This is a genomic window from Nocardiopsis alkaliphila YIM 80379, from assembly GCF_000341005.1.
GTDB lineage: Bacteria > Actinomycetota > Actinomycetes > Streptosporangiales > Streptosporangiaceae > Nocardiopsis > Nocardiopsis alkaliphila.
The window spans coordinates 40,908-59,615 of record NZ_ANBD01000054.1 but is presented as its reverse complement, the minus strand read 5'-3'; the positions used below and the strand labels follow the sequence as shown (position 1 = coordinate 59,615).

The following is an 18,708-nucleotide window of genomic DNA, read 5'->3' as shown; positions in this document are numbered from 1 at the left end:
GGGCGCCAGCCGCTCGAACCACGGACCGGCCGTTCCGAGCTGTTCGGTGGCGGGTGCGGTCGGCATTCCCGGAACGGGATGCTGGGGTTCGCTCGCCGGTCGGCCCCCGCCCCAGGCACCCTCCGGTTCATCCACACGGTGTTTGCACCAGACCCGCCCGGTGCTCCCGTTCCAGTCGGTGAAGAGGCTGACGCTGTAGGCGGAGCCGAACACCGCGTCGAACTCCGAGGCGACCTGGTCCAGCGGTGCGTCCAGACGCACCCGCTGGGCGACCGCGAAGGTCGGTTCGATCTCCAGGGTGAGTCGGGTGACGACGCCCAGGGCCCCGAGTGCGACCACCGAGCCGGGAAAGACGTCGGTGCCGGTGCGCAGCCACTCGACTTCACCCTCGGGACCCATCAACTCGATCCCCCGCACCGCCGCGGACAGGCAGCGCTGTCGATCACCCGAGCCGTGTGTCCCGGTGGCGCAGGAGCCGGCCACACAGATGTGCGGCAGTGAGGCCAGGTTGCCCAGGGCGAACCCCCGCCGGTGCAGTTCGGCGGCGAGGTCGGCGTAACGGGTGCCCGCCGAGACGGTGACCGTGGACGAGACCGGGTCGATCTCGATCTCTCGTGGGAGGGCGTCGAGCCGAACGAGGTCGTTCCCGGAGTCGGCGACCTGGTTGAAGGAGTGTCCACTGCCCAACGCCCGGATCCGGGGGGTGAGGCGCACCAGTGCGGCGAGTTCGTTCACACTGGTCGGCCGGTGGATCCGAGGGCTGGCGTAGGTGAGGTTTCCGGCCCAGTTTCGGACCGGTGTGGGCGAGGCGGACATCGGGCCTCCAACGGTTCAAGGAATGGTCGGCCCAGGGTGGGAGCGGTCCCAGGGGCAGATCGGGCACGCTACCAGACCGTCCCCGACGGCTTCGCTCAGTCCTGAACCATGGTGAATCGGATGTCGTGGTCGTCGGCTCCGCCGGCCGCGAAGCGCAACAGACGTCCTCCCTCCCGGAGGACGTTCTCCTTCTCGGTGCTCGGCAACGATTCGAACAGTCGCACGCTCAAAACGACCGACCCCTTTGTCCGATCGATCTTCCATAGCCCGTGCACGAAACCGTCCACGAATAACGCCGCATGGACGATGACGTGCTTGCGCTGTTCCTGCCGCATGATCCGAGAGCGATCGGCGTGTCCCAGCACCACGTTGTCCAGGGCCGCCAGGAAGCGAACCGGCGCCGAGGTGTCCGGGTCGGGGCGAGGTGCGTCGGGCAGATCGAACAGGTCTGCGCCCTCTTCGCCACCCAGCACCAGCAACCGGTGGCGCAACCGGCCGACGACCTCACGCAGTCGGGTCATATCGCTCCAGGTCTGGATGTCCTTGACGGTGGCCGGGCCGAAGGAGGCCAGGTACCGCAGAACCAGATCCTGGGGGAGGGCACCTCGGACAACGGCCGCCCGAGCCATTGCTCGGCCAACGTGAACGGAGTGGTCCCGCGCCGCCCCCGAAGGCCGTTCGGTGGCGGATGGACCACCGGAAGCACTCCCTGTACCGAACGGGCGAGCGCGACCGCGTCCCTGCCCGGCCAGAGCCCGCCCCAGGTCGGGCCTGGCCACGACCCCGGTACCGATCACGACTCGTGCCCTCCCAGCGAGTGCGACGAGATCGATCCCACGGGTGAACCGACCGAACCCACCCTTTTGCCAGCGGTCCGACATCGGCTGTAGTAGAAGACGCAGCCACAGATAGTCCTCGGCGGAGACCAGATGTTGCGTACCTCGGAAAAGGGTCGATCGCACGACGGCGCGCTCGTGAAGTGACTTTTCGAGATCATCGATGCCGAAGTTCCTCATCCTGCTCCATAGCCCCACATCAGGCGGGACGGGGTCCTGAGCCTGAAGACCCACCAAGTGCTCGATCACCTCCACCGCGGACATGTCGGAGGATCGCAGCAGCAACTGCCGGTGCGGTGTGGCTCGGTTGAGGCTTCGGTGGTCCAGTACGGCCATAACGTCCTTTCACCCGTGCACGGCGCGGGTTCTGACCTTCAGTGGGAGGGAGGCCCTTCCAGCCCGACCGATCGCTGAAGGCGAGATGTCAGGTCCCTGAGGCGCTCCTGTGGTTCGGAGGGTTCGACCACCTCGAACTCGCAACCGAACGCAGCCGTCCACACGGCCAAGTGATCGAGGTTGTTCGACCCCATCCTCAGGAAACACTTCTCGTCACTCACCGGTTCCACCGTGCCGAGGGTCGGGGGCACCTCATCGGCCACCTCGGTGGCCGACCCATGCGTCATCAGTACTGCCTCGTAGCGAAACCGTGCGGTCTTCGAACCGGTGGAGAAGAAGTCGGTCAGGTCATCGACCGGCAGCGACCGCGAAGAGAACCCGGGACCTGGCGGCGCACGGATCTCCAGCCGATCCTGAGAGTTCCGCACACCCTGCGCCGCCCATGCCGTGGGAGCCGACTCGAGTCCCATGACCGACGTCAGACGGCGGCCGCGGGATGGTCTTGCCCCGCTGCGCAGGCCATGCCGCACGAAACCCACAGAATCTCCTCGGCAGGGCGAGTCGGAGTTTCGTGTGGACGCCCCCGCATGTTCATCGGTCGACCTGAAGTCGTCCACCGCCCATCGATTCTACTGTCCTCGCTCGAGGACAACTCGTGTTTGTCCTCGTTCGAGGACATGCTTACAATGTCCTCGAACGAGGACGGAGAACATGCGATGCCGGAAGAGTTCACGCTGACAGGGTGGTCCAAACTCGGCGCTCTGGTCCGCGATAAGCGGCTCTCCCAGGGCCTCAGCCAGACGGCCCTGGCAGTCCGGGCCGGTGTCTCCCGCTCCTGGCTGGCCCGCGTCGAGGCCGGACACCGCGGCGCCGAATTGGAGCCCTTACTGCGACTCTTCGCCGCCCTGGACCTCACCCTCACCCTGCGATCAAACGGCGACGCGCCACAGGCGCAGCAGAGCTCCGATCGGACCCGTGCCGCACCCGCGCAGAAGACGGGCACCCGGCAGGACGAACCGGACGACGTCGGCGCCGACCTGAGGACGGCCTCGCGAGCGCGCCGGGCCTCCTGGGGCCTGCCGACCGCTGACACCAGGAGCACCGACGATGATTGAGCGCTTGGCCGTCCTACTGTCAGGTGAGGTCGTGGGACACCTGGAACGCGCAGCCTCCGACGAGGACCCGACGTTCTCCTATACGGCTGAGTACGTGCGCGACGGCGAGGTGGCACTCTCCGCGCGCCTGCCCATCCAACGAGCCGCACACCCAGCGAAAAGAGTCAGCCCGTACCTGTTCGGGCTGCTTCCCGAGAACGAGGGCGCGCGCGCCGCGTGGTCCGACCAACTCGGGGTCTCGGTCGACGATGCCTTCGGCATCCTCGCGGCGATGGGCTGGGACTGTCCAGGAGCCGTCCAGTTCTGTCGCGAGGAGGACCTGGAGGAGCTTCGCACACGCGAGGGCGAACACCAACCGACCAGCGACACCGAGATCGCCGCGCGGATCCGCGCACTCGCCGGAGATGAGCCGTCCTGGACGATGCCAGGGGAACACTGGTCGTTGGGCGGGCAGCAGGAGAAGTTCGCACTCGCGAGGATCGACGGGCGCTGGCACACGGCCCACGGCAGCGCTGCCACCACGCACATCGTCAAGCCGGGGATCAAGCAACTGCACCACCAGGCCCTGGTCGAGCACGTCACCATGGAGGCGGCCTCGGCCGTGGAGGTGGTCGTCGCCAAGAGCACCCTCACCCGGTTCGACGACCAGTGGGCCATCGTGATCGACCGCTTCGACCGGTCCCTGTCCGGCGATCGTGTCCTGCGCACGCACCAAGAGGACTTCGCGCAAGCGTGCGGGCGAATGCCCGCGCACAAGTACGAGTCCCGCAACGGACCGGGACTCGCGGACATGATGCGGGTCCTCATCCGCGAGTCGACCGGTTTGTTCGACGACCGGCTCGCCCTCGCGGACTTCCTGATCGTCAACCTGGTGGCCGGAGCCCCCGACGGGCACGCGAAGAACATCTCTGTGCTGCGCGCACCGGGGCTGACCCGGGTGGCTCCGCTGTACGACCTGGCCACGGGTCTGGCCTACGACGCTCGGAAAGTCGACAGGTCGGTGGCCCTGTCCATCGGCGGGGAGCGCATCGCGTCGCGGATCAGACGCCACCAGTTGAGGAAGGCCGCTGACACCCTCGGGCTGGATCCGGAACTCCTGATCGGGCGCGTGGTGATGTTGGCCGAGGCGTTCCCGAGGGCGTTCGAGGAAGTACTGGAAGGGCTTGCCGGTTTCGTCCCAGGCGCCCAGGATGTTGCTGAGAGGGCTCTTCCCGTGCTGCGGGCCCACACCCGGCACATCCTGGACCGCCTCGGCGATCACTGATATCCGATGGCTTCACCCCCGATCTTCTGAGGCCACCGCCGTGGGGCATCGCGGAAGATGTCAAGTCAAATGAGACGTTGACCTGCTCAAACAATCTGTGGTGTGGGGTCTGAACGGCGGGCCGGGTCGTTGATCCACACCGTCTCGGGCAGCCGAGGCGGCTCCGGTCGGCGCGAGAACCGCTCCGGATGGGCGGCATAGGCCTGGTCCAGGGCCCGGGCCCGCTGCTCGCGGACCTGCCCGGCGGTACCGAAGTGCACCGACGCAGGGCTGTGGTACCCGATCCCCGAATGTCGGTGCTCGTGGTCGTAGTAGGCCATGAACCCCTCCAACCACTCACGGGCGTGCGCCAACGACGCGAACCGGTCCGGGTAGGCGCGTACTCGAGGGTCTTGACTGCGCCTCGGAGTACGGGTTATCGGAGTTCTCGGGCCGCGAATGCGAACGCTCGATAACCCCAGGTCCAACAGCAACTGACAGACCTCCTTGGAGGTCATCGCCGCACCCCGGTCGGCGTGCACCACCCCGGGAGGCACCCCGTTCGCCGCGGCCAGACCCTTGAGCAGCTCCGCGCCCGCGCCCCGGACTCGGCCCGCTCCACCGTGTGCGCCACCACGTACCGGGAGTAGATGTCGATGACCCCGTAGGCGTGGAAGTACTCACCACGCCGGGGAACTTTGAGGCGGGTGATGTCTCAGGTGAACACCTGCCCCGGTGCGTCCGCGCGGAGTTCGGGCACGGTCTTGGGCGGGTGGGTGGCGGCTCTCTCCGGCCTGGCCGTGTGTGCGCAGGATCCGGTACATCGTGGACACCGAGCAGTGGCAGCGGCCCTCGTCCAGTTTTCGGGCGCAGATCTGGGCGGGCGGCAGGTCGGCGTAGGGCTCGCTGTTCATCAACTCCAGCACCCGGACCCATTCATCGTCGGTGAGTGCAGCCGGGTAAGGGTCGCGTGGCCGGCTCCTTTGACCGGGGTTGGTGCGGGGGCAGGCGCCAGTGGTAGGTGTCACGGGAACGGCCGAGCAGGCGGCAACGCCCGTCGATACAGGTAGTAGACCCCGTGCTCTTCCCCGGCCGGATGTCAGCGGTCGATGCCTTGCTTCGAGCGAGGCATCATCCGCAAGGAGTTTTTCCGATCCCGGGTGGGGGATCGACCTTGAAGGGCCTGCTGGAGGCCTGATCCCCACCTTCGGGCCAAAGGACGGTGTTCTGGGGGCGTGGATACGGTAATCGCAATCCGACGAAAGTCGGCCGAACATCTGAAACGGTTGGCTCCCACCGGAGCTCACAGGAATAACAGCAGCTCAGAGCTGGTATGTCTTGGAGTCCACTTGGCTCCCATGCCGGAGCCGGGTGTGCACCGGCACCGCGAACAGAATGGCCCCGAACCGCGTTTCCGCAGTTCAGGGCCATTCTGCCACTGTCTCAAGGTGGCGCACTCGGGAGGACTCGAACCCCCAACCTTCTGATCCGTAGTCAGATGCTCTATCCATTGAGCTACGAGTGCATGTTGTTCAGTTGTGTGTCGCCCGGGTGGCTTGGTGCTCTCCCTTACGACGTCTCCGACTCTATCACGGTGTCAGAGTGGGTTCGCGCCATTTTCCGGTGTGAGCCAGGCCATGCGGACGCCGCCGATCGATCGGCGGCGTCCGGGCGGGTCAGGCGACCTCCTCCACGGAGGACGCCCACAGTTCGAGGGCGGAGTCGACCTGGTCGGCGTCGACGATGAGCGGCGGAATGAAGCGGACGACGTTCCCGGCCGGGCCGCAGGTCAGCAGGAGCAACCCGTTCTCGGCGGCTGCCCGTTGAGCGCGCTGTGCGGTGTCGCCGTCGGGCGAACCGTCGGCCTTGACGAACTCGCAGGCCCGCATCAGGCCGCGGCCTCGAACGTCGCCGATGGCCGGGTGCGACTCGGCGATCTTGGCCAGGCCCTGTTGGAGGCGCTCCCCTTGGCGGGCGGAGTTCTCCACGAGCCCTTCTTCTTGGATGACGTCCAGGGTGGCCAGTGCTCCGGCGCAGGCGACGGCGTTGCCGCCGTAGGTGCCGCCTTGGGACCCCGGCCAGGCCTTGTCCATGATGGCCGAGGGCGCGGCGATGGCGGAGAGCGGAAAGCCACTGGCCAGGCCCTTGGCGGTGATGACGATGTCCGGTCGGATACCGGAGGGCTCGTGGCCCCAGAAGGTGCCGGTACGCCCGAAGCCGGTCTGTACCTCGTCCGCGACCAGCAGGAACCCGTGCTGGTCGGCGCGCTCGCGCAGTCCTTGGAGGAAGGTGTCCGGAGCAGGAACGTAGCCACCCTCGCCCAGGACCGGTTCGATGAACACGGCGGCGGTGTCCTTGGGGGAGGTGACCGTGGCGAACTGGTAGTCGAGTTCACGCAGGGCGTGGGCGACGGCGTCGGCCTCGGACATGCCCAGACGGTAGGCGTACGGGAAGGGACTGACCACCACACCGGGCACGAGCGGGCCGATCCCGGCGCGGATCTTGGTGCCGGAGGTGGTCAAGGACGCGGCGCCCATGGTTCGGCCGTGGAAGGAGCCCTGGAAGACGATGGCGTTCTGACGTCCGGTGGCTTGCCGGGCCAGGCGCAGGGCCGCCTCGACCGCCTCACTCCCGGAGTTGACGTAGAACAACCGGTCGAGCCCTTCGGGCAGAACCTCTCCGAGGCGTTCGGTGAGTCGCAGCAGTGGCCGGTGCATCACGGTGGTGTACTGGCCGTGGATCAGCGTCGCGACCTGTTCCTGTGCGGCGGCGACCACCTTGGGATGGCAGTGACCGGTGCTGGTCACGCCGATTCCGGCGGTGAAGTCCAGGAAACGGCGGTCGTCCTCGTCGTAGATGTGGACACCTTCACCTCGCGCGGCGATGACCGGGGTCGCCTGCTTGAGGGCCGGGGAGAGATCCGCCATGCGATGGCCTCAATTCCTTCTGTTGGATTCCGTAGGATTGTTGACAATCGACGATGCTATGGAAACATCCGGGGCGCGGTGGTGTCCAGCGGACTCACGCCGGGCAGTTCTTTGACACGAGTCGATCGAGGAGCCAGGCATGTCGGATCGGGAAGCACACGTCGTCGCGCAGGTGAACAAGATGCTCTTCCTCGGCGGGAAGTGGCGTGAATCCTCATCGGGGTCCACCTTCCCCGTCGAGGACCCCTCTACTCGCAAGGTGCTCTGCGAGGTCGCGAACGCGAGCGAGGACGACGCCATGGAGGCCCTGGAGATCGCGGACAGGACCCAGCCCGAGTGGGCGAAGACCTCCCCTCGAGAGCGCAGCGAAATCCTGCACCGGGGCTACCGACTGTTGATGGACCATCAGGAGGAACTGGCGATCCTGATGACCCTGGAGATGGGCAAACCACTGGCCGAGGCCAAGGGAGAGATCGCCTACGCCGCCGAGTTCTTCCGCTGGTTCTCCGAGGAGGCGGTGCGGATCGAGGGTGGGTTCTCCACCTCACCGGATGGCAAGTCGCGCTTCCTCATCATGCGTCAGCCGGTCGGACCCAGCATGCTCATCACCCCTTGGAACTTTCCCATGGCGATGGGCACCCGCAAGATCGGGCCGGCCATCGCAGCGGGCTGCACGATGATCCTCAAGCCCGCACAGCAGACCCCCTTGTCGGCGCTGGCGTTGGCCAACATCCTCACCGAGGCGGGCCTGCCCGAAGGTGTGCTGAGCGTCCTGCCCACCACGGACGCGGGCGGGATCACCGAGCCGCTGCTCACCGACGGCCGGATCCGCAAGGTGTCCTTCACCGGCTCTACCGCGGTGGGGCGCAAACTGTTGGAACAGAGCGCCGGTCAGGTGCTGCGGACCTCCATGGAGCTGGGTGGTAACGCCCCGTTCATCGTGTTCGACGACGCCGACCTGGACGCCGCGGTCGATGGGGCGATGCTGGCCAAGATGCGCAACATCGGTGAGGCCTGCACGGCGGCGAACCGGATCTACGCCCAGTCCGGGATCGCGGAGGAGTTCTCACGTCGGCTCAGCGAACGCATGGGCGCGCTCCGTTCGGGCCGGGGCCTGGACGACGACGTGGAAGTGGGGCCGCTGATCGACGAGAAGGCCCTGCGAAAGGTGCAGGAGTTGGTCGACGACGCCGTGGAGCGCGGCGCGAACGTACTGGTGGGCGGCGGCCCCGGTGAGGGGCCGGGACACTTCTATCAGCCGACGGTGTTGGCGAACGTACCGTTCGCGGCGGAGTTGTCCACCACCGAGATCTTCGGTCCGGTGGCCCCGGTGATGCCGTTCGACACCGAGGAAGAGGTCGTCCAGGCGGCCAACGACACCGAGTACGGCCTGGTGAGCTACCTGTACACCCAGGACCTGAATCGTGCCTTCCGAGTCAGTGAGGCCTTGGAGGCCGGCATGGTCGGACTGAACCAGGGTGTGGTGTCCAACCCGGCGGCCCCGTTCGGCGGGGTGAAGCACTCGGGGCTGGGTCGCGAGGGTGGCCGGGTCGGCGTCGAGGAGTTCCTGAACACGAAGTACGTGGGGATCGGCGGGCTCTCCTGACCACCGGGATCCTTCGGGACGGAAAGGGGCCGGGGCCGCCGCGCGGTGCCCGCCCCTCTTCCTCGGTCCTGGTGTCCGGTACCTTCCGGCTCAGTCCACCGAATCGGCCCCCGGCCGTTCGCCGTCTCCCGCCTCGACCTCCCCGTTGATGCGAGCGACGGTGTCCAGCATGTGCGACTCGATCAGGGAGAGCAGCCGCTCCTCCGCGCCCTCGACGATGGCGTCCAGGATTCGTCGGTGCTCCTCCAGCAGCTCCTCCGGCTCGGGATAGACCTTCTGCATCACCGTCAGGCACATACGGGTCTCCACCAGCAGCGTCTGGGCCATGCGCTCCAGCCGAGAGTTGCCCGAACAGCTCACCAGGGTCCGATGGAACTCCTGGTCGGCGTCGCTCATCTCGTCCCGGTCTCCATGAGCGGCGGCCTCCACCAGCCGGTCCACCGCAGGGGTGAGTCGGGCCAGCGCCTCACCCCGGTTGCCCCGCATGATCAGCTCGCACGCCGCCCGTTCCACCGCGAGCCGGGCGACGTAGACGTCCCGGACGTCCGAGGGGGCCAATTCCCGCACGAACAGGCCCCTGTGTCGTTCGCTGCGGAGCAGACCCTCTTGGACCAGACGCTGCGTCGCCTCCCGGAGCGGCCCTCGGCTCACTCCGAGTCGTCCGGCGAGTTCGGCCTCACCGAGCTGGTCTCCGGGGGACAGGGAACCGTACATGATCGCCGAACGCAGTTGGTCGGCGATCAACTCGGCGGTGGAGCGCCGTGGGACGGGTCTGAGCTGGCCAGGGGCTGACATGGGTTTTCCCTTCTCGGGGTCGGGGTCACAAGGCGATCGAGACGTCGGCCGAGGTCATGGGGTGGCGGCCCTCGATGAACACCACGGGCACGGGCCGGCCACCGAGGCTAACGGGCGGCGAAGGCGCTACGGACCATGGAGGATCCGGAACGGAACAGGTCGCCCGGTCCAGAACGCGCATCGCCTCGGCCCGCCAGACGCAGCCCTTCCCAGACACTGACCTGGTTGGCGGTGAGCACCGTCTTGCCCACAAGCGCCTCCATGGGGTCGATGAGATCCGCACTGTGCAAGGCGGTGTCCGGCACCAGGATCGCCTCGGCCCGGGGGTGGTCGTTGGAGATGACGAAGTCGAGAGCCTCCTCGGGTTCCACAAGTCCCACCTCCGCCGCGGTGGTGATGCCACGAGCGGTCATGGACACGACGGTGATTCCCGCTTCGGTGAGCAAGTCCACGAAGCGTCGGGCGACGTCGTCGGGATAGGTCGCGGCGATGGCGACCCGCCGAACGCGTAGTTGGCGCAGGGCGTGCACGAAGGCGAAGGAAGTGCTGGAGGTGGGGACTCCCACGATGTCGCGCACCCCTTGAACCTGCCGGCGGGCCCCCTCCCAGCCGTACACGAAGCTGCCACTGGTACAGGCCCAGACCACGGAGTCGACCTCCATAGTGGCCAACTCTCGGGCTCCTTCGGCCAGCACGTCCTGACCGCCGACCTCCAGCAGGGCGTCCACCCGGTGTGCGTCCTCGCGCATGAGTGTGTGGACCAAGGGCAGTTCGACACCACCGAGGCGCTCGGCGAAGACCGGGTAGTCGTCCTCGGCGCTGTGACCGGGGTAAAGGAATCCGACGCGGGTCATGTTCTCTCCTTGGGTCCGTGATGCCCTCCCGGGCGGTGGCTGGAAGTGCCGGCGTGGGCGTGTTCCTCAGGCGGCGGTGGGCGCGGCCACGTCGATCAGGCTCTGTCCGTGTGCGACGGCGCGGCGGCCGGCCGCGTGCATGACGGCCCACATGGTGACCTGGTTGGCCGCGATGACCGGTTTACCCAGTTCGCGTTCCAAGGGCGCGATGATGTCGTAGGTGAGGACGTTGGTACAGCTGATGAACACCGCTCGCGCCTCGGGGCGATCGACCTCCCGCACCGCGCGGGAGACCTCGGCGTAGGTGACCCTCCAGATGTGGCTGAGCAGGCCGAGCCCGACACTGGAGGTGACGCCGATGCCGTGTTCGGTGAGGTAGTGCAACAAGCGTTCGGTCACCTCGTTCACGTACGGGGTGACCACCGCGATCCGATCGACGTCGAGGATCTCCAGGGCATTGATCAGCGCCCCCGAGGTGGTGACGGCCCGTGGGGCTCCCGCCGCGAGTATGGTGCGGTGGAGTTCGCGTTCGCCCTTGGCGCCATGGACGAAGCTGCCGGAGGCGCAGGCATAGCCCACGGCCAAGGGTTCGGGGGCCATGAGCGCCCGGACGGCCCGGGTCACCCCCCTCCCCTTGCTGAGGACGGCGGCCTGGTCGACCGTGACCGGCACGTGGACGTAGGGCAGGCGGGTGACGTGCAGCGAGACGTCATCGGGCGTCCACCTCCACAGTTCACGGTCGAGGGCGAAGTCATAGGGGGCGATGACGCCCACCCCGGCCTGCCAGGGTGTCGTGGTCGCCGCCGACGGTTCGACGACACTCTGCGTGGGCACCACTCCGGTCGTGTGTTCGGGGCCGCCCTCGAGGGCCGCTCCGGTTCCCTGGGTTCGCATCGGTCACTCACCTCCCGTTGATGTGCTCGGTTCGTGTGCGAAATGACTGGTGTGCGGGGTGATGCGGTGTGGAATGGAACGGCGGCGGAGCTCTTCCGAAGACCCCCCGACGCGCGGTGGTGGCCACTGGACGAGGGTCGCCGGTCAGCGTTCCCATCGTTCGTACAGGAGGCGTTCGCCGACACTGCCGGAACGCCAGACGTCGTTGCAGGCCTGGGCCATGGCGGGCAGGTTCTCCACGACGGTGGCGAACACGTTGCCGGGCACCCAGCCCACGTCACCGTTGATCAGCAGGTTGTTGCGGCCGTAGAAGAGGGCCAGGTCGGTCACCCCGGGGAGGTGGCCGATGCCCTTGTCCTCCTTGAAGGAACGGTCGAGCATTCCGGAATCGAAGGAGAAGTAGACGATGTCGCCGGGGATCGGCGTGACGGTGGGGTTCTCTTGGCCGGGTTCGGGATCGGCGAACCTCGGCACCATCGTGTAGACCTCGTTGCGCGCGTACTTGGCGTGTTGGGCGGCGTCGCCTTGGGGCAGCGCGTTCCACACGGCCTCACAGGTGCGGGGTGCGTCCTCGTCGAGGAGTTCCGCGACACACCAGACGCCGCGTCGAGCGAGTGTGACGGTCATGTACCTGGGCAATCGGGTTCCCTTCGGCGGGGCCTACAGGGTCCACAAGAGCGACCCGACCCGTGGTTCCGGGCCACTGAGGTCACAGTGATGTTGATTGTCGACAATCCTAGGATCAACCAACCGGGTACGGCAATAGTTCTGCTTCGGTACGGGTATCCCAGCAGTGCCATCGGGGTACAGAAGTGCACTTTCGCCCCAGAACGAACACTTTTGTGGATTGTTGACAATCCCATGTGCGCTCCCTAGCGTTTCTCGTGCAGGGCGAACCAGCACCCCGACGGCACCACAGGTAACCGTCGCTACCGGAAAGCTCTCATCAGTGAACCGTCCGCCCAGTACCAACACCGTCTTCGCACCCGAACGCCCTCGGCTGCTGGTTCTCCACGGGGAGGACCTGCCCCCGGACCACGAACGCCTCGATGACCACCCCGGCCTCGGCGAGGTCGTCTACACCACCGCCGACGGACTGTCCGCCGCCCTTCCCGGAACCGACGCGCTCTTGGTGTGGGATCTGTTCACCGAGGCTTTGTCCTCCTCCTGGGGCAAGGCCGACAATCTGCGGTGGATCCACGCCGCCACCACCGGAGTGGACAACCTGATGTTCCCCGAGCTGGTGGACAGCGACGTGGTGGTCACCAACTCGCGTGGCGTCTTCGACGAGCACATCGCCGAATACGTCCTCGGGCTGGTCATCGCCTTCGCCAAGGACTTCCATCGCACGTGGAACCTCCAACGGGAACGCCAGTGGCGGCATCGCGAGACCGAGCGGATCAGCGACAAACGTGCCCTGATCGTCGGCACCGGCCCCATCGGCCGCGCCATCGGACGCAAACTCGCCGCCGTGGGCCTACGGGTGCGCGCCTCCGGTAGCCACGCTCGGGACGGGGACCCCGACTTCGGGCAGGTGTTCGCCTCCAGCCTGGACAAACGTACCGCCGACGGCGGGCCCACCCTGTACGACGCGCTTCCCGAAGCCGACTACGTGATCATCGCAGCGCCCCTGACCGACGCCACCCGAGGGCTGGTCGACCAGCGCTTCCTCCACCGAATGAAACCCACCGCGCGGCTGATCAACATCGCCCGCGGACCCATCGTCGTCCAGTCCGACCTCGTCGTCGCCCTGGACCAGGAAACGATCGCCGGGGCGGCCTTGGACGTCTTCGAACAGGAGCCCCTCAAGGCCATCAACCCGCTGTGGGGCCTGCCAGGCTCCCTCGTCTCCCCGCACATGTCCGGTGACGTGGTCGGGTGGCGCGAGGACCTGATGGAGCTGTTCCTGGATGGTCTCGCCCGTTACCTGGACGGGCGTGAACTGCGCAATGTCGTGGACAAGGGCCGAGGCTACGTGCCCGGCTGATCCTTCGCGTGACTTGGGAGGCTGAAGTGACGATCCGTTCCGACCGGGCCGGGACCGAAGACATGGGCACACCCCTCGGTGGGACCGAGGCGAGCCACGCCGTCCCCCCGGCACGCACCGGTGAGAGCACGCCGGCCGACCTGTCCGCCGAGCAACTCCTACACGCCTACTCCACCGGGGAACTGTCCCCGGTGGAGGCGGTGGACTCCGTGCTCGAACGTATCGATCGGGACAATCCGGCGCTCAACGCGTTCTGTCTGGTGCGCCCGGAAGAGGCCCGTGAGGCCGCCCACGCCTCGGCACGGCGGTGGCGGCGGGGCGAACCCGTGGGGAAGCTCGATGGGGTGCCCGCTTCGGTCAAGGACATCCACCTGACCAAGGGCTGGCCCACGCTGAAGGGTTCGGTGACCTCCTCCCAGGAGGGGCCGTGGGAAGAGGACTCCCCGGTCGTGGCGCGTATGCGTGAACACGGAGCGGTCTTCGTCGGCAAGACCACCACCCCCGAACTGGCGTGGAAGGGCGTCACCGACGGCCCGCTCACCGGTATCACCCGCAACCCGTGGGACTTGTCCACCACCCCGGGCGGCTCCAGCGGGGGGTCGGCGGCGGCGGTCGCGGCCGGGATGGGCCCGTTGTCCACGGGAACGGACGGAGGCGGTTCCATCCGCATCCCGGCGAGCTTCGCCGGAATCTGCGGGATCAAGCCCACTTGGGGACTGGTGCCGCACTATCCCGCGAGCCCGTTCGGTTCACTGGCGCACACCGGTCCGATGACGCGGACCGTGGGTGACATGGCGTTGTTGCTGGACGTGATCTCGGGGTTCGACTCCCGAGACTGGATGGCGATGCCGACCCCCGGCCACGGCCTGGCCGAAGCCGGACACGGCGACGACCCACGCCAGATGGTCCGGGGCATGCGGATCGCCTACAGCCCCACCCTGGGTGGTTTGTCGGTGGACCCGGAGGTGGCTCGATCGGTGGCCGAGGCGGTACGCGTGTTCGAGGACCTGGGCGCCAGGGTGGAGGAGGCGGACCCTGGACTTCCCGAGTCCATGGAGGAATTCCACGTGCTCTGGTACTCGGGTGCGGCCAAGGCCACCGAGAAGCTCACCGAACGCGAACGTGAACTACAGGACCCGGGACTGCGGGAGATCATCGAGGAGGGCCTGACCTACTCGGCGCAGGACTACCTGACCGCGATGGCGCTGCGGATGGCCATGGGGGCCCGAATGGGTCGTTTCCACGAAACCTACGACCTACTCCTGACACCGGCCACGCCGATGGTGGCCTTCGAGGCCGGGCTGGAGTCGCCACCGGAGTCGGCCGGGAAACGGTGGACCTCGTGGGCGGGATTCAGCTACCCGTTCAACATGACGCAACAGCCGGCGGCGAGCGTGCCCTGCGGATTCAGTGGATCGGGGCTGCCGATCGGCCTTCAGCTGGTGGGTCCCCGTCACTCGGACGCCCGAGTGTTGCGGGCCTGCCGTGCCTTCGAGCTGGCCCGTCCGTGGGCCGACCATCGCCCCTGAGGGTTCCGCGCCCCGGGGCCGGTTCCCCGGGGCCCTGCGTAGCGATACGGTGACGGTGGCGCGGCGATCATCACGTCCGTACCGCTCGCGGACATCCCCCTTTTCCGTGCACCGAATTGGCCGGTTATGGGACTTTTGACCGGGCAGGTTGATGTCCTAAGACCCCCGACTGACCTCTTACACGTATTAACGTCTTCCTCGGAGTGGTGTGGCGAGCGTACGGACTCGACAAAAGGGAGGACCGATGTCGGGCGTTGGAACCGAGGAGACTCGGAAGCAGATCAGGGTCTTCCTCGTCGACGACCACGAAGTCGTCCGGCGCGGTGTCGCGGCGCTGTTGGAGACCGAGGACGACATGACCGTCGTCGGTGAGGCCGGAACCGCCGAACAGGCCCTATCGCGCATCCCCGTCGTTCTGCCCGACGTCGCGGTGTTGGACGTGCGACTGCCCGGTGGTTCAGGGGTACAGGTGTGCCGGGAGATCCGTTCCGACCACCCCGAGATCGCCTGCCTGATGCTCACCTCCTTCGCCGACGAGGACGCTCTCTACGACGCCGTCATGGCCGGCGCTGCCGGTTACGTGCTCAAACAGATCCACGGTGCCGACCTGGTCGGCGCGGTGCGCACCGTTGCCGCCGGGGGTTCCCTGTTGGACTCGGGTAGCACCGGAGCGATGCTGGAGCGCCTGCGCGGCACGCAGGCCGAACCCGACCCCCTCGCCGAACTGACCCCGCAGGAACGACAGATCCTCGACCTCATCGGTGAGGGGATGACCAACCGACAGATCGGTGAACGCCTGTACCTGGCGGAGAAGACCGTGAAGAACTACGTGTCGGCGCTGCTGGCCAAGCTGGACTTGAAGCGTCGTACCCAGGCCGCCGTCCTGGTCGCCGAGCTCCGCGGTCGCCGCTACTGAACTCCTTCCTCGAAATCTCCTGAATCGAGCCGTACCGCCCTGCCTCCCCCGGATGAACTGGGAAGATGAAGACTTCCTCATGTCCGTTTCATGCTCACTTCCTGCGAGGCGAGGAGGCTCGATGGCATGAGATCACCTCTGGTGCCACTGGCGGCCGGGGCGTTGACGATCGTCCTCGTGGCCACCGCCGCCCTGGTCTGGGCGCTATCCCTACGCGGCCCGCAAACCGCCCCCGCCTCGGAGGTGGTGGTGGGTGAGTCATCCGGAGTCGCCACCACCGAACCCGGCGATGGTGTGGACGATCCTCCTCAGCCGCTCACCGAAGAACCCCTCGATCCGGTCGAGGAGGACTCGGGCACCACCGAGCCATCACCGGTCCCCGAGCGATCGACCGGATTCCCCTTCGATTGCCTCGACGGACACACCGGTCACGAACACTGGGACGAGGACACGTGGGACGACTGGTGGGAGGCGTGCCTGGACGCGCGTTTCGAGGACGACGATGACTGAGCGAGACGACACCGAGGCCACCACCGTCCACGTCCCGTCTGGGAGTGGACCCGGCGAAGGCCCATCCGTGCATACGTCGCTCTTGCCGACACTGGTGCTGCGCGGCCCCCGACCCGACATCCCTCAGCGCCGACGCGTCCCCGCACGACTGCTCATCATGAGCTGGGTGATCCTGCTGATGGCCATCGTGCTGTTCCTGGTCAACGTGGTCACCTGGAGTGCCCTGAACGCACGGACCGACGAGCGGATCGACCGGGCGCTCAGCCAGGAGACCCGGGAGTTCGAGGAATTCGCCTCCATCGGTGTCGACCCGCGCACCGGAGAGCCCTTCACCGACGTGTCCTCCCTCATCCGTGTCCACCTGGAACGGCAATATCCCGACCACTCCGAGATCCTCTTCGGCTGGGTCGATGAGGGAGAAGGCACCGAGGGCGCGCCCCAACGGGCGGGCGCCCCCGGCAGCGAGGGCGATCCGGCCATCGAGTCGGGTCGCATCCGGCAGGGGCAGGAGCCGCCGTACGACCTGTCCGCGGATCCGGAGGCCGTAGAGGCCATCTTGGGCTCGACCAATGCCCGCGGCATCCTGGAGACCCCGGCGGGACCGGTGGAGTGGGAGAAGCTCCGCGTGCTGCCCCCCGAAGGGAACGACGGCCCTGGGGGCTGGTTCGTGATCGGTTACTTCACCGATCAGGAGCGTGCCACCGTCAACGCCACCATGGGCACGATCGCCCTGATGAGCACGCTCGGTTTGTTCGCCACGGGTAGCGCGGCGTGGTGGGTGGCCGGGCGCATCCTCGCTCCGGTCAGGCTGGTGCGCCGAACCGCCGCCGCCATCAGCGAGGAGGACCTCACCCAGCGCATCGAGGTTTCCGGGCGGGATGACATCGCCGCCTTGGCCGAACAGTTCAACATCATGTTGGATCGGCTGGAGGGCGCGTTCAACGAGCAACGACGGTTCGTCGACGACGCCGGTCACGAGCTACGCACCCCCATCACGATCGTGCGTGGCCACCTGGAACTGATGGGTGACTCCCCCGAGGAACGGGAGGAGGTGGTCCGGCTGGTCACCGACGAACTGGACCGGATGGGGCGCATCGTGGAGGACCTGCTGCTGCTCGCCAAGGCGCAGCAACCCGACTTCGTGCGTCCCGAACCCGTTTCTCTGGCCGAGCTGACCAGTGACATCGACGCCAAGGTTCGGCCGTTGGGCGATCGTTCATGGCGTCTGGAGGCCGTCGCCGAAGGCACCGCCCGACTGGACCCACAACGGATCACCCAGGCGATGGTGCAGTTGGCCGCCAACGCCGTCCGGTATGGCCCGCCCGGCTCGACCGTGCGCATCGGTTCGGCCCTGGTGGGTTCGAACGTGCGGCTTTGGGTGTCGGATCAGGGGGCCGGTATCCCGGCCGAGGACCACGGCCGAATCTTCGAACGATTCTCACGTGGTGGCCGAACCGCCCGCGGTGGTGACGGCGGCGCCGGGTTGGGGCTGGCCATCGTCCGGGCCATCGCCGAAGCCCACCACGGCCGGGTGGACCTACGCTCCACACCCGGTCACGGATCCACGTTCACCCTGGTCATACCAGTCGATGGGACCGTTGGAAGGGAGCGCGCGTGAGCCGCGTACTCATCGTCGAGGACGAGGAGCGGATCGCCTCGTTCGTCCGTAAGGGTCTGACCGCCAACGGGTTCGTCACCACCGTGGTGGGCACCGGGTCGGAGGCCGTGGACTACGCCATCACCGGTGGGTTCGACCTGATGTTGTTGGACCTGGGCCTGCCCGACACCGACGGCTTCGACGTTCTGCGCCGGATCCGGTCGATGGGGGTGGACACCCCCGTGGTGATCCTGACCGCACGGGACGGGGTACGCGACACCGTGACCGGGTTGGAGATCGGGGCGGATGACTACGTCACCAAACCGTTCCGGTTCGAGGAACTACTGGCCCGAGTGCGGCTGCGGATGCGCAACGAACGCACCGCCGACCTGACCGTGCTGCGCGCGGGCGGGCTGTCCTTGGACCTGCGCACCCGCAGAGCCTCGGTGGACGATCTGACGGTGGACCTGACCGCACGCGAGTTCGCCTTGCTGGAACTGCTGATGCGGCATGAGGGCCAGGTGTTGAGCCGGCAGCAGATGCTGTCGCACGTGTGGGGTTACGACCACGACCCGGGATCCAACGTGGTGGACGTGTTCGTTCGTGCGTTGCGCCGTAAGGTGGGCCCGGAACGAATCGTGACGGTACGGGGTATGGGCTACCGGCTGACCGGGTGACCTCCACACCACCTGGGCGACCGCCCGCTGGCGTTCATGAGGTTTTCCTCATCCAAGGATCATGGTCGTC

19 protein-coding genes and 1 tRNA gene are annotated in these 18,708 nt (G+C 67.2%); 9 read left to right on the top strand and 11 right to left on the bottom strand.

From position 1 onward, the window contains the following. The 3 genes from D472_RS0108730 to D472_RS25095 form a co-directional block, all read right to left on the bottom strand. Positions 1 to 816: FAD-binding protein (locus D472_RS0108730; protein WP_017604101.1), on the bottom strand; the 816-nt coding region annotated here is incomplete at its 3' end. A 95-nt stretch (positions 817 to 911) separates the two neighbouring features. Then, complete coding sequence (locus tag D472_RS26685; protein ID WP_083903418.1) at positions 912 to 1,988, bottom strand: winged helix DNA-binding domain-containing protein; 1,077 nt, start codon at positions 1,986 to 1,988, stop codon at positions 912 to 914. A gap of 38 nt (positions 1,989 to 2,026) precedes the next feature. Continuing rightward, the gene (locus D472_RS25095) at positions 2,027 to 2,458 is read right to left on the bottom strand and encodes a WYL domain-containing protein (RefSeq protein WP_017604100.1); all 432 of its coding nucleotides are present in this window, start codon (positions 2,456 to 2,458) and stop codon (positions 2,027 to 2,029) included. A gap of 246 nt (positions 2,459 to 2,704) precedes the next feature. Between D472_RS25095 and D472_RS0108715 the strand changes: the two genes are divergently transcribed. Continuing rightward, the gene (locus tag D472_RS0108715; RefSeq protein WP_239642937.1) at positions 2,705 to 3,103 is read left to right on the top strand and encodes a helix-turn-helix domain-containing protein; all 399 of its coding nucleotides are present in this window, start codon (positions 2,705 to 2,707) and stop codon (positions 3,101 to 3,103) included. Further along, positions 3,096 to 4,367, top strand: a complete 1,272-nt coding sequence (locus D472_RS0108710; RefSeq protein ID WP_017604098.1) for a HipA domain-containing protein — start codon at positions 3,096 to 3,098, stop codon at positions 4,365 to 4,367. The genes D472_RS0108715 and D472_RS0108710 overlap by 8 nt, the downstream gene beginning before the upstream one ends. An 86-nt stretch (positions 4,368 to 4,453) precedes the next feature. Here the strand turns inward: D472_RS0108710 and D472_RS27500 are convergent, their stop codons facing one another. The 4 genes from D472_RS27500 to D472_RS0108695 form a co-directional block, all read right to left on the bottom strand. Further along, complete coding sequence (locus D472_RS27500; protein WP_152447919.1) at positions 4,454 to 4,864, bottom strand: integrase core domain-containing protein; 411 nt, start codon at positions 4,862 to 4,864, stop codon at positions 4,454 to 4,456. A 162-nt stretch (positions 4,865 to 5,026) separates the two neighbouring features. Next, a complete protein-coding gene (locus tag D472_RS28120) occupies positions 5,027 to 5,374 on the bottom strand; it encodes a helix-turn-helix domain-containing protein (protein ID WP_161625102.1) in 348 nt (115 codons plus the stop codon). Positions 5,375 to 5,795: 421 nt separating this feature from the next. Then, positions 5,796 to 5,871: transfer RNA gene (locus D472_RS0108700), tRNA-Arg, on the bottom strand. Positions 5,872 to 6,022: 151 nt separating this feature from the next. Beyond that, a complete protein-coding gene (locus tag D472_RS0108695) occupies positions 6,023 to 7,273 on the bottom strand; it encodes an aspartate aminotransferase family protein (RefSeq protein WP_017604097.1) in 1,251 nt (416 codons plus the stop codon). Between the two features lie 139 nt (positions 7,274 to 7,412). Between D472_RS0108695 and D472_RS0108690 the strand changes: the two genes are divergently transcribed. Then, on the top strand, positions 7,413 to 8,879 hold the full coding sequence (locus D472_RS0108690; protein ID WP_017604096.1) for an NAD-dependent succinate-semialdehyde dehydrogenase: 1,467 nt from the start codon (positions 7,413 to 7,415) through the stop codon (positions 8,877 to 8,879). A 90-nt stretch (positions 8,880 to 8,969) separates the two neighbouring features. Here D472_RS0108690 and D472_RS0108685 read toward each other — a convergent pair whose 3' ends face one another. The 4 genes from D472_RS0108685 to D472_RS0108670 form a co-directional block, all read right to left on the bottom strand. Continuing rightward, on the bottom strand, positions 8,970 to 9,674 hold the full coding sequence (locus D472_RS0108685) for a GntR family transcriptional regulator (protein ID WP_017604095.1): 705 nt from the start codon (positions 9,672 to 9,674) through the stop codon (positions 8,970 to 8,972). A gap of 107 nt (positions 9,675 to 9,781) precedes the next feature. Then, the gene (locus D472_RS0108680) at positions 9,782 to 10,528 is read right to left on the bottom strand and encodes a maleate cis-trans isomerase family protein (RefSeq protein WP_017604094.1); all 747 of its coding nucleotides are present in this window, start codon (positions 10,526 to 10,528) and stop codon (positions 9,782 to 9,784) included. Between the two features lie 66 nt (positions 10,529 to 10,594). After that, complete coding sequence (locus D472_RS0108675) at positions 10,595 to 11,422, bottom strand: maleate cis-trans isomerase family protein (RefSeq protein WP_017604093.1); 828 nt, start codon at positions 11,420 to 11,422, stop codon at positions 10,595 to 10,597. Positions 11,423 to 11,566: 144 nt separating this feature from the next. Next, a complete protein-coding gene (locus tag D472_RS0108670) occupies positions 11,567 to 12,049 on the bottom strand; it encodes a DUF3830 family protein (RefSeq protein ID WP_017604092.1) in 483 nt (160 codons plus the stop codon). A gap of 322 nt (positions 12,050 to 12,371) precedes the next feature. On the opposite strand from D472_RS0108670, the gene D472_RS0108665 reads away from it, so the two are divergent. The 6 genes from D472_RS0108665 (at position 12,372) to D472_RS0108640 (ending at position 18,638) form a co-directional block, all read left to right on the top strand. After that, complete coding sequence (locus tag D472_RS0108665) at positions 12,372 to 13,409, top strand: D-2-hydroxyacid dehydrogenase (protein WP_017604091.1); 1,038 nt, start codon at positions 12,372 to 12,374, stop codon at positions 13,407 to 13,409. A 26-nt stretch (positions 13,410 to 13,435) separates the two neighbouring features. Next, on the top strand, positions 13,436 to 14,938 hold the full coding sequence (locus D472_RS0108660) for an amidase (protein ID WP_017604090.1): 1,503 nt from the start codon (positions 13,436 to 13,438) through the stop codon (positions 14,936 to 14,938). 244 nt (positions 14,939 to 15,182) lie between these two features. Beyond that, entirely contained in the window at positions 15,183 to 15,854 is a 672-nt protein-coding gene (locus D472_RS0108655) for a response regulator (RefSeq protein WP_017604089.1), read from the top strand. A 126-nt stretch (positions 15,855 to 15,980) separates the two neighbouring features. Continuing rightward, positions 15,981 to 16,364 (top strand): hypothetical protein, encoded by a 384-nt coding sequence (locus tag D472_RS0108650; protein ID WP_017604088.1) that lies wholly within the window; start codon positions 15,981 to 15,983, stop codon positions 16,362 to 16,364. After that, positions 16,357 to 17,982, top strand: a complete 1,626-nt coding sequence (locus D472_RS0108645; protein WP_017604087.1) for a HAMP domain-containing sensor histidine kinase — start codon at positions 16,357 to 16,359, stop codon at positions 17,980 to 17,982. Before D472_RS0108650 ends, D472_RS0108645 begins: the two co-directional genes overlap by 8 nt. Next, positions 17,979 to 18,638: a response regulator transcription factor gene (locus tag D472_RS0108640; protein ID WP_017604086.1), complete on the top strand. Its 660-nt coding sequence runs from the start codon at positions 17,979 to 17,981 to the stop codon at positions 18,636 to 18,638. The genes D472_RS0108645 and D472_RS0108640 overlap by 4 nt, the downstream gene beginning before the upstream one ends. Positions 18,639 to 18,708 lie beyond the last annotated feature (70 nt).

Coding starts and splice junctions, on each gene's coding strand:
- D472_RS26685 (WP_083903418.1), bottom strand. CDS start 1,988: ATGGCCGTACTGGACCACCGAAGCCTCAACCGAGCCACACCGCACCGG.
- D472_RS25095 (WP_017604100.1), bottom strand. CDS start 2,458: ATGGGACTCGAGTCGGCTCCCACGGCATGGGCGGCGCAGGGTGTGCGG.
- D472_RS0108715 (WP_239642937.1), top strand. CDS start 2,705: ATGCCGGAAGAGTTCACGCTGACAGGGTGGTCCAAACTCGGCGCTCTG.
- D472_RS0108710 (WP_017604098.1), top strand. CDS start 3,096: ATGATTGAGCGCTTGGCCGTCCTACTGTCAGGTGAGGTCGTGGGACAC.
- D472_RS27500 (WP_152447919.1), bottom strand. CDS start 4,864: ATGACCTCCAAGGAGGTCTGTCAGTTGCTGTTGGACCTGGGGTTATCG.
- D472_RS0108695 (WP_017604097.1), bottom strand. CDS start 7,273: ATGGCGGATCTCTCCCCGGCCCTCAAGCAGGCGACCCCGGTCATCGCC.
- D472_RS0108690 (WP_017604096.1), top strand. CDS start 7,413: ATGTCGGATCGGGAAGCACACGTCGTCGCGCAGGTGAACAAGATGCTC.
- D472_RS0108685 (WP_017604095.1), bottom strand. CDS start 9,674: ATGTCAGCCCCTGGCCAGCTCAGACCCGTCCCACGGCGCTCCACCGCC.
- D472_RS0108680 (WP_017604094.1), bottom strand. CDS start 10,528: ATGACCCGCGTCGGATTCCTTTACCCCGGTCACAGCGCCGAGGACGAC.
- D472_RS0108675 (WP_017604093.1), bottom strand. CDS start 11,422: ATGCGAACCCAGGGAACCGGAGCGGCCCTCGAGGGCGGCCCCGAACAC.
- D472_RS0108670 (WP_017604092.1), bottom strand. CDS start 12,049: ATGACCGTCACACTCGCTCGACGCGGCGTCTGGTGTGTCGCGGAACTC.
- D472_RS0108655 (WP_017604089.1), top strand. CDS start 15,183: ATGTCGGGCGTTGGAACCGAGGAGACTCGGAAGCAGATCAGGGTCTTC.
- D472_RS0108650 (WP_017604088.1), top strand. CDS start 15,981: ATGAGATCACCTCTGGTGCCACTGGCGGCCGGGGCGTTGACGATCGTC.
- D472_RS0108645 (WP_017604087.1), top strand. CDS start 16,357: ATGACTGAGCGAGACGACACCGAGGCCACCACCGTCCACGTCCCGTCT.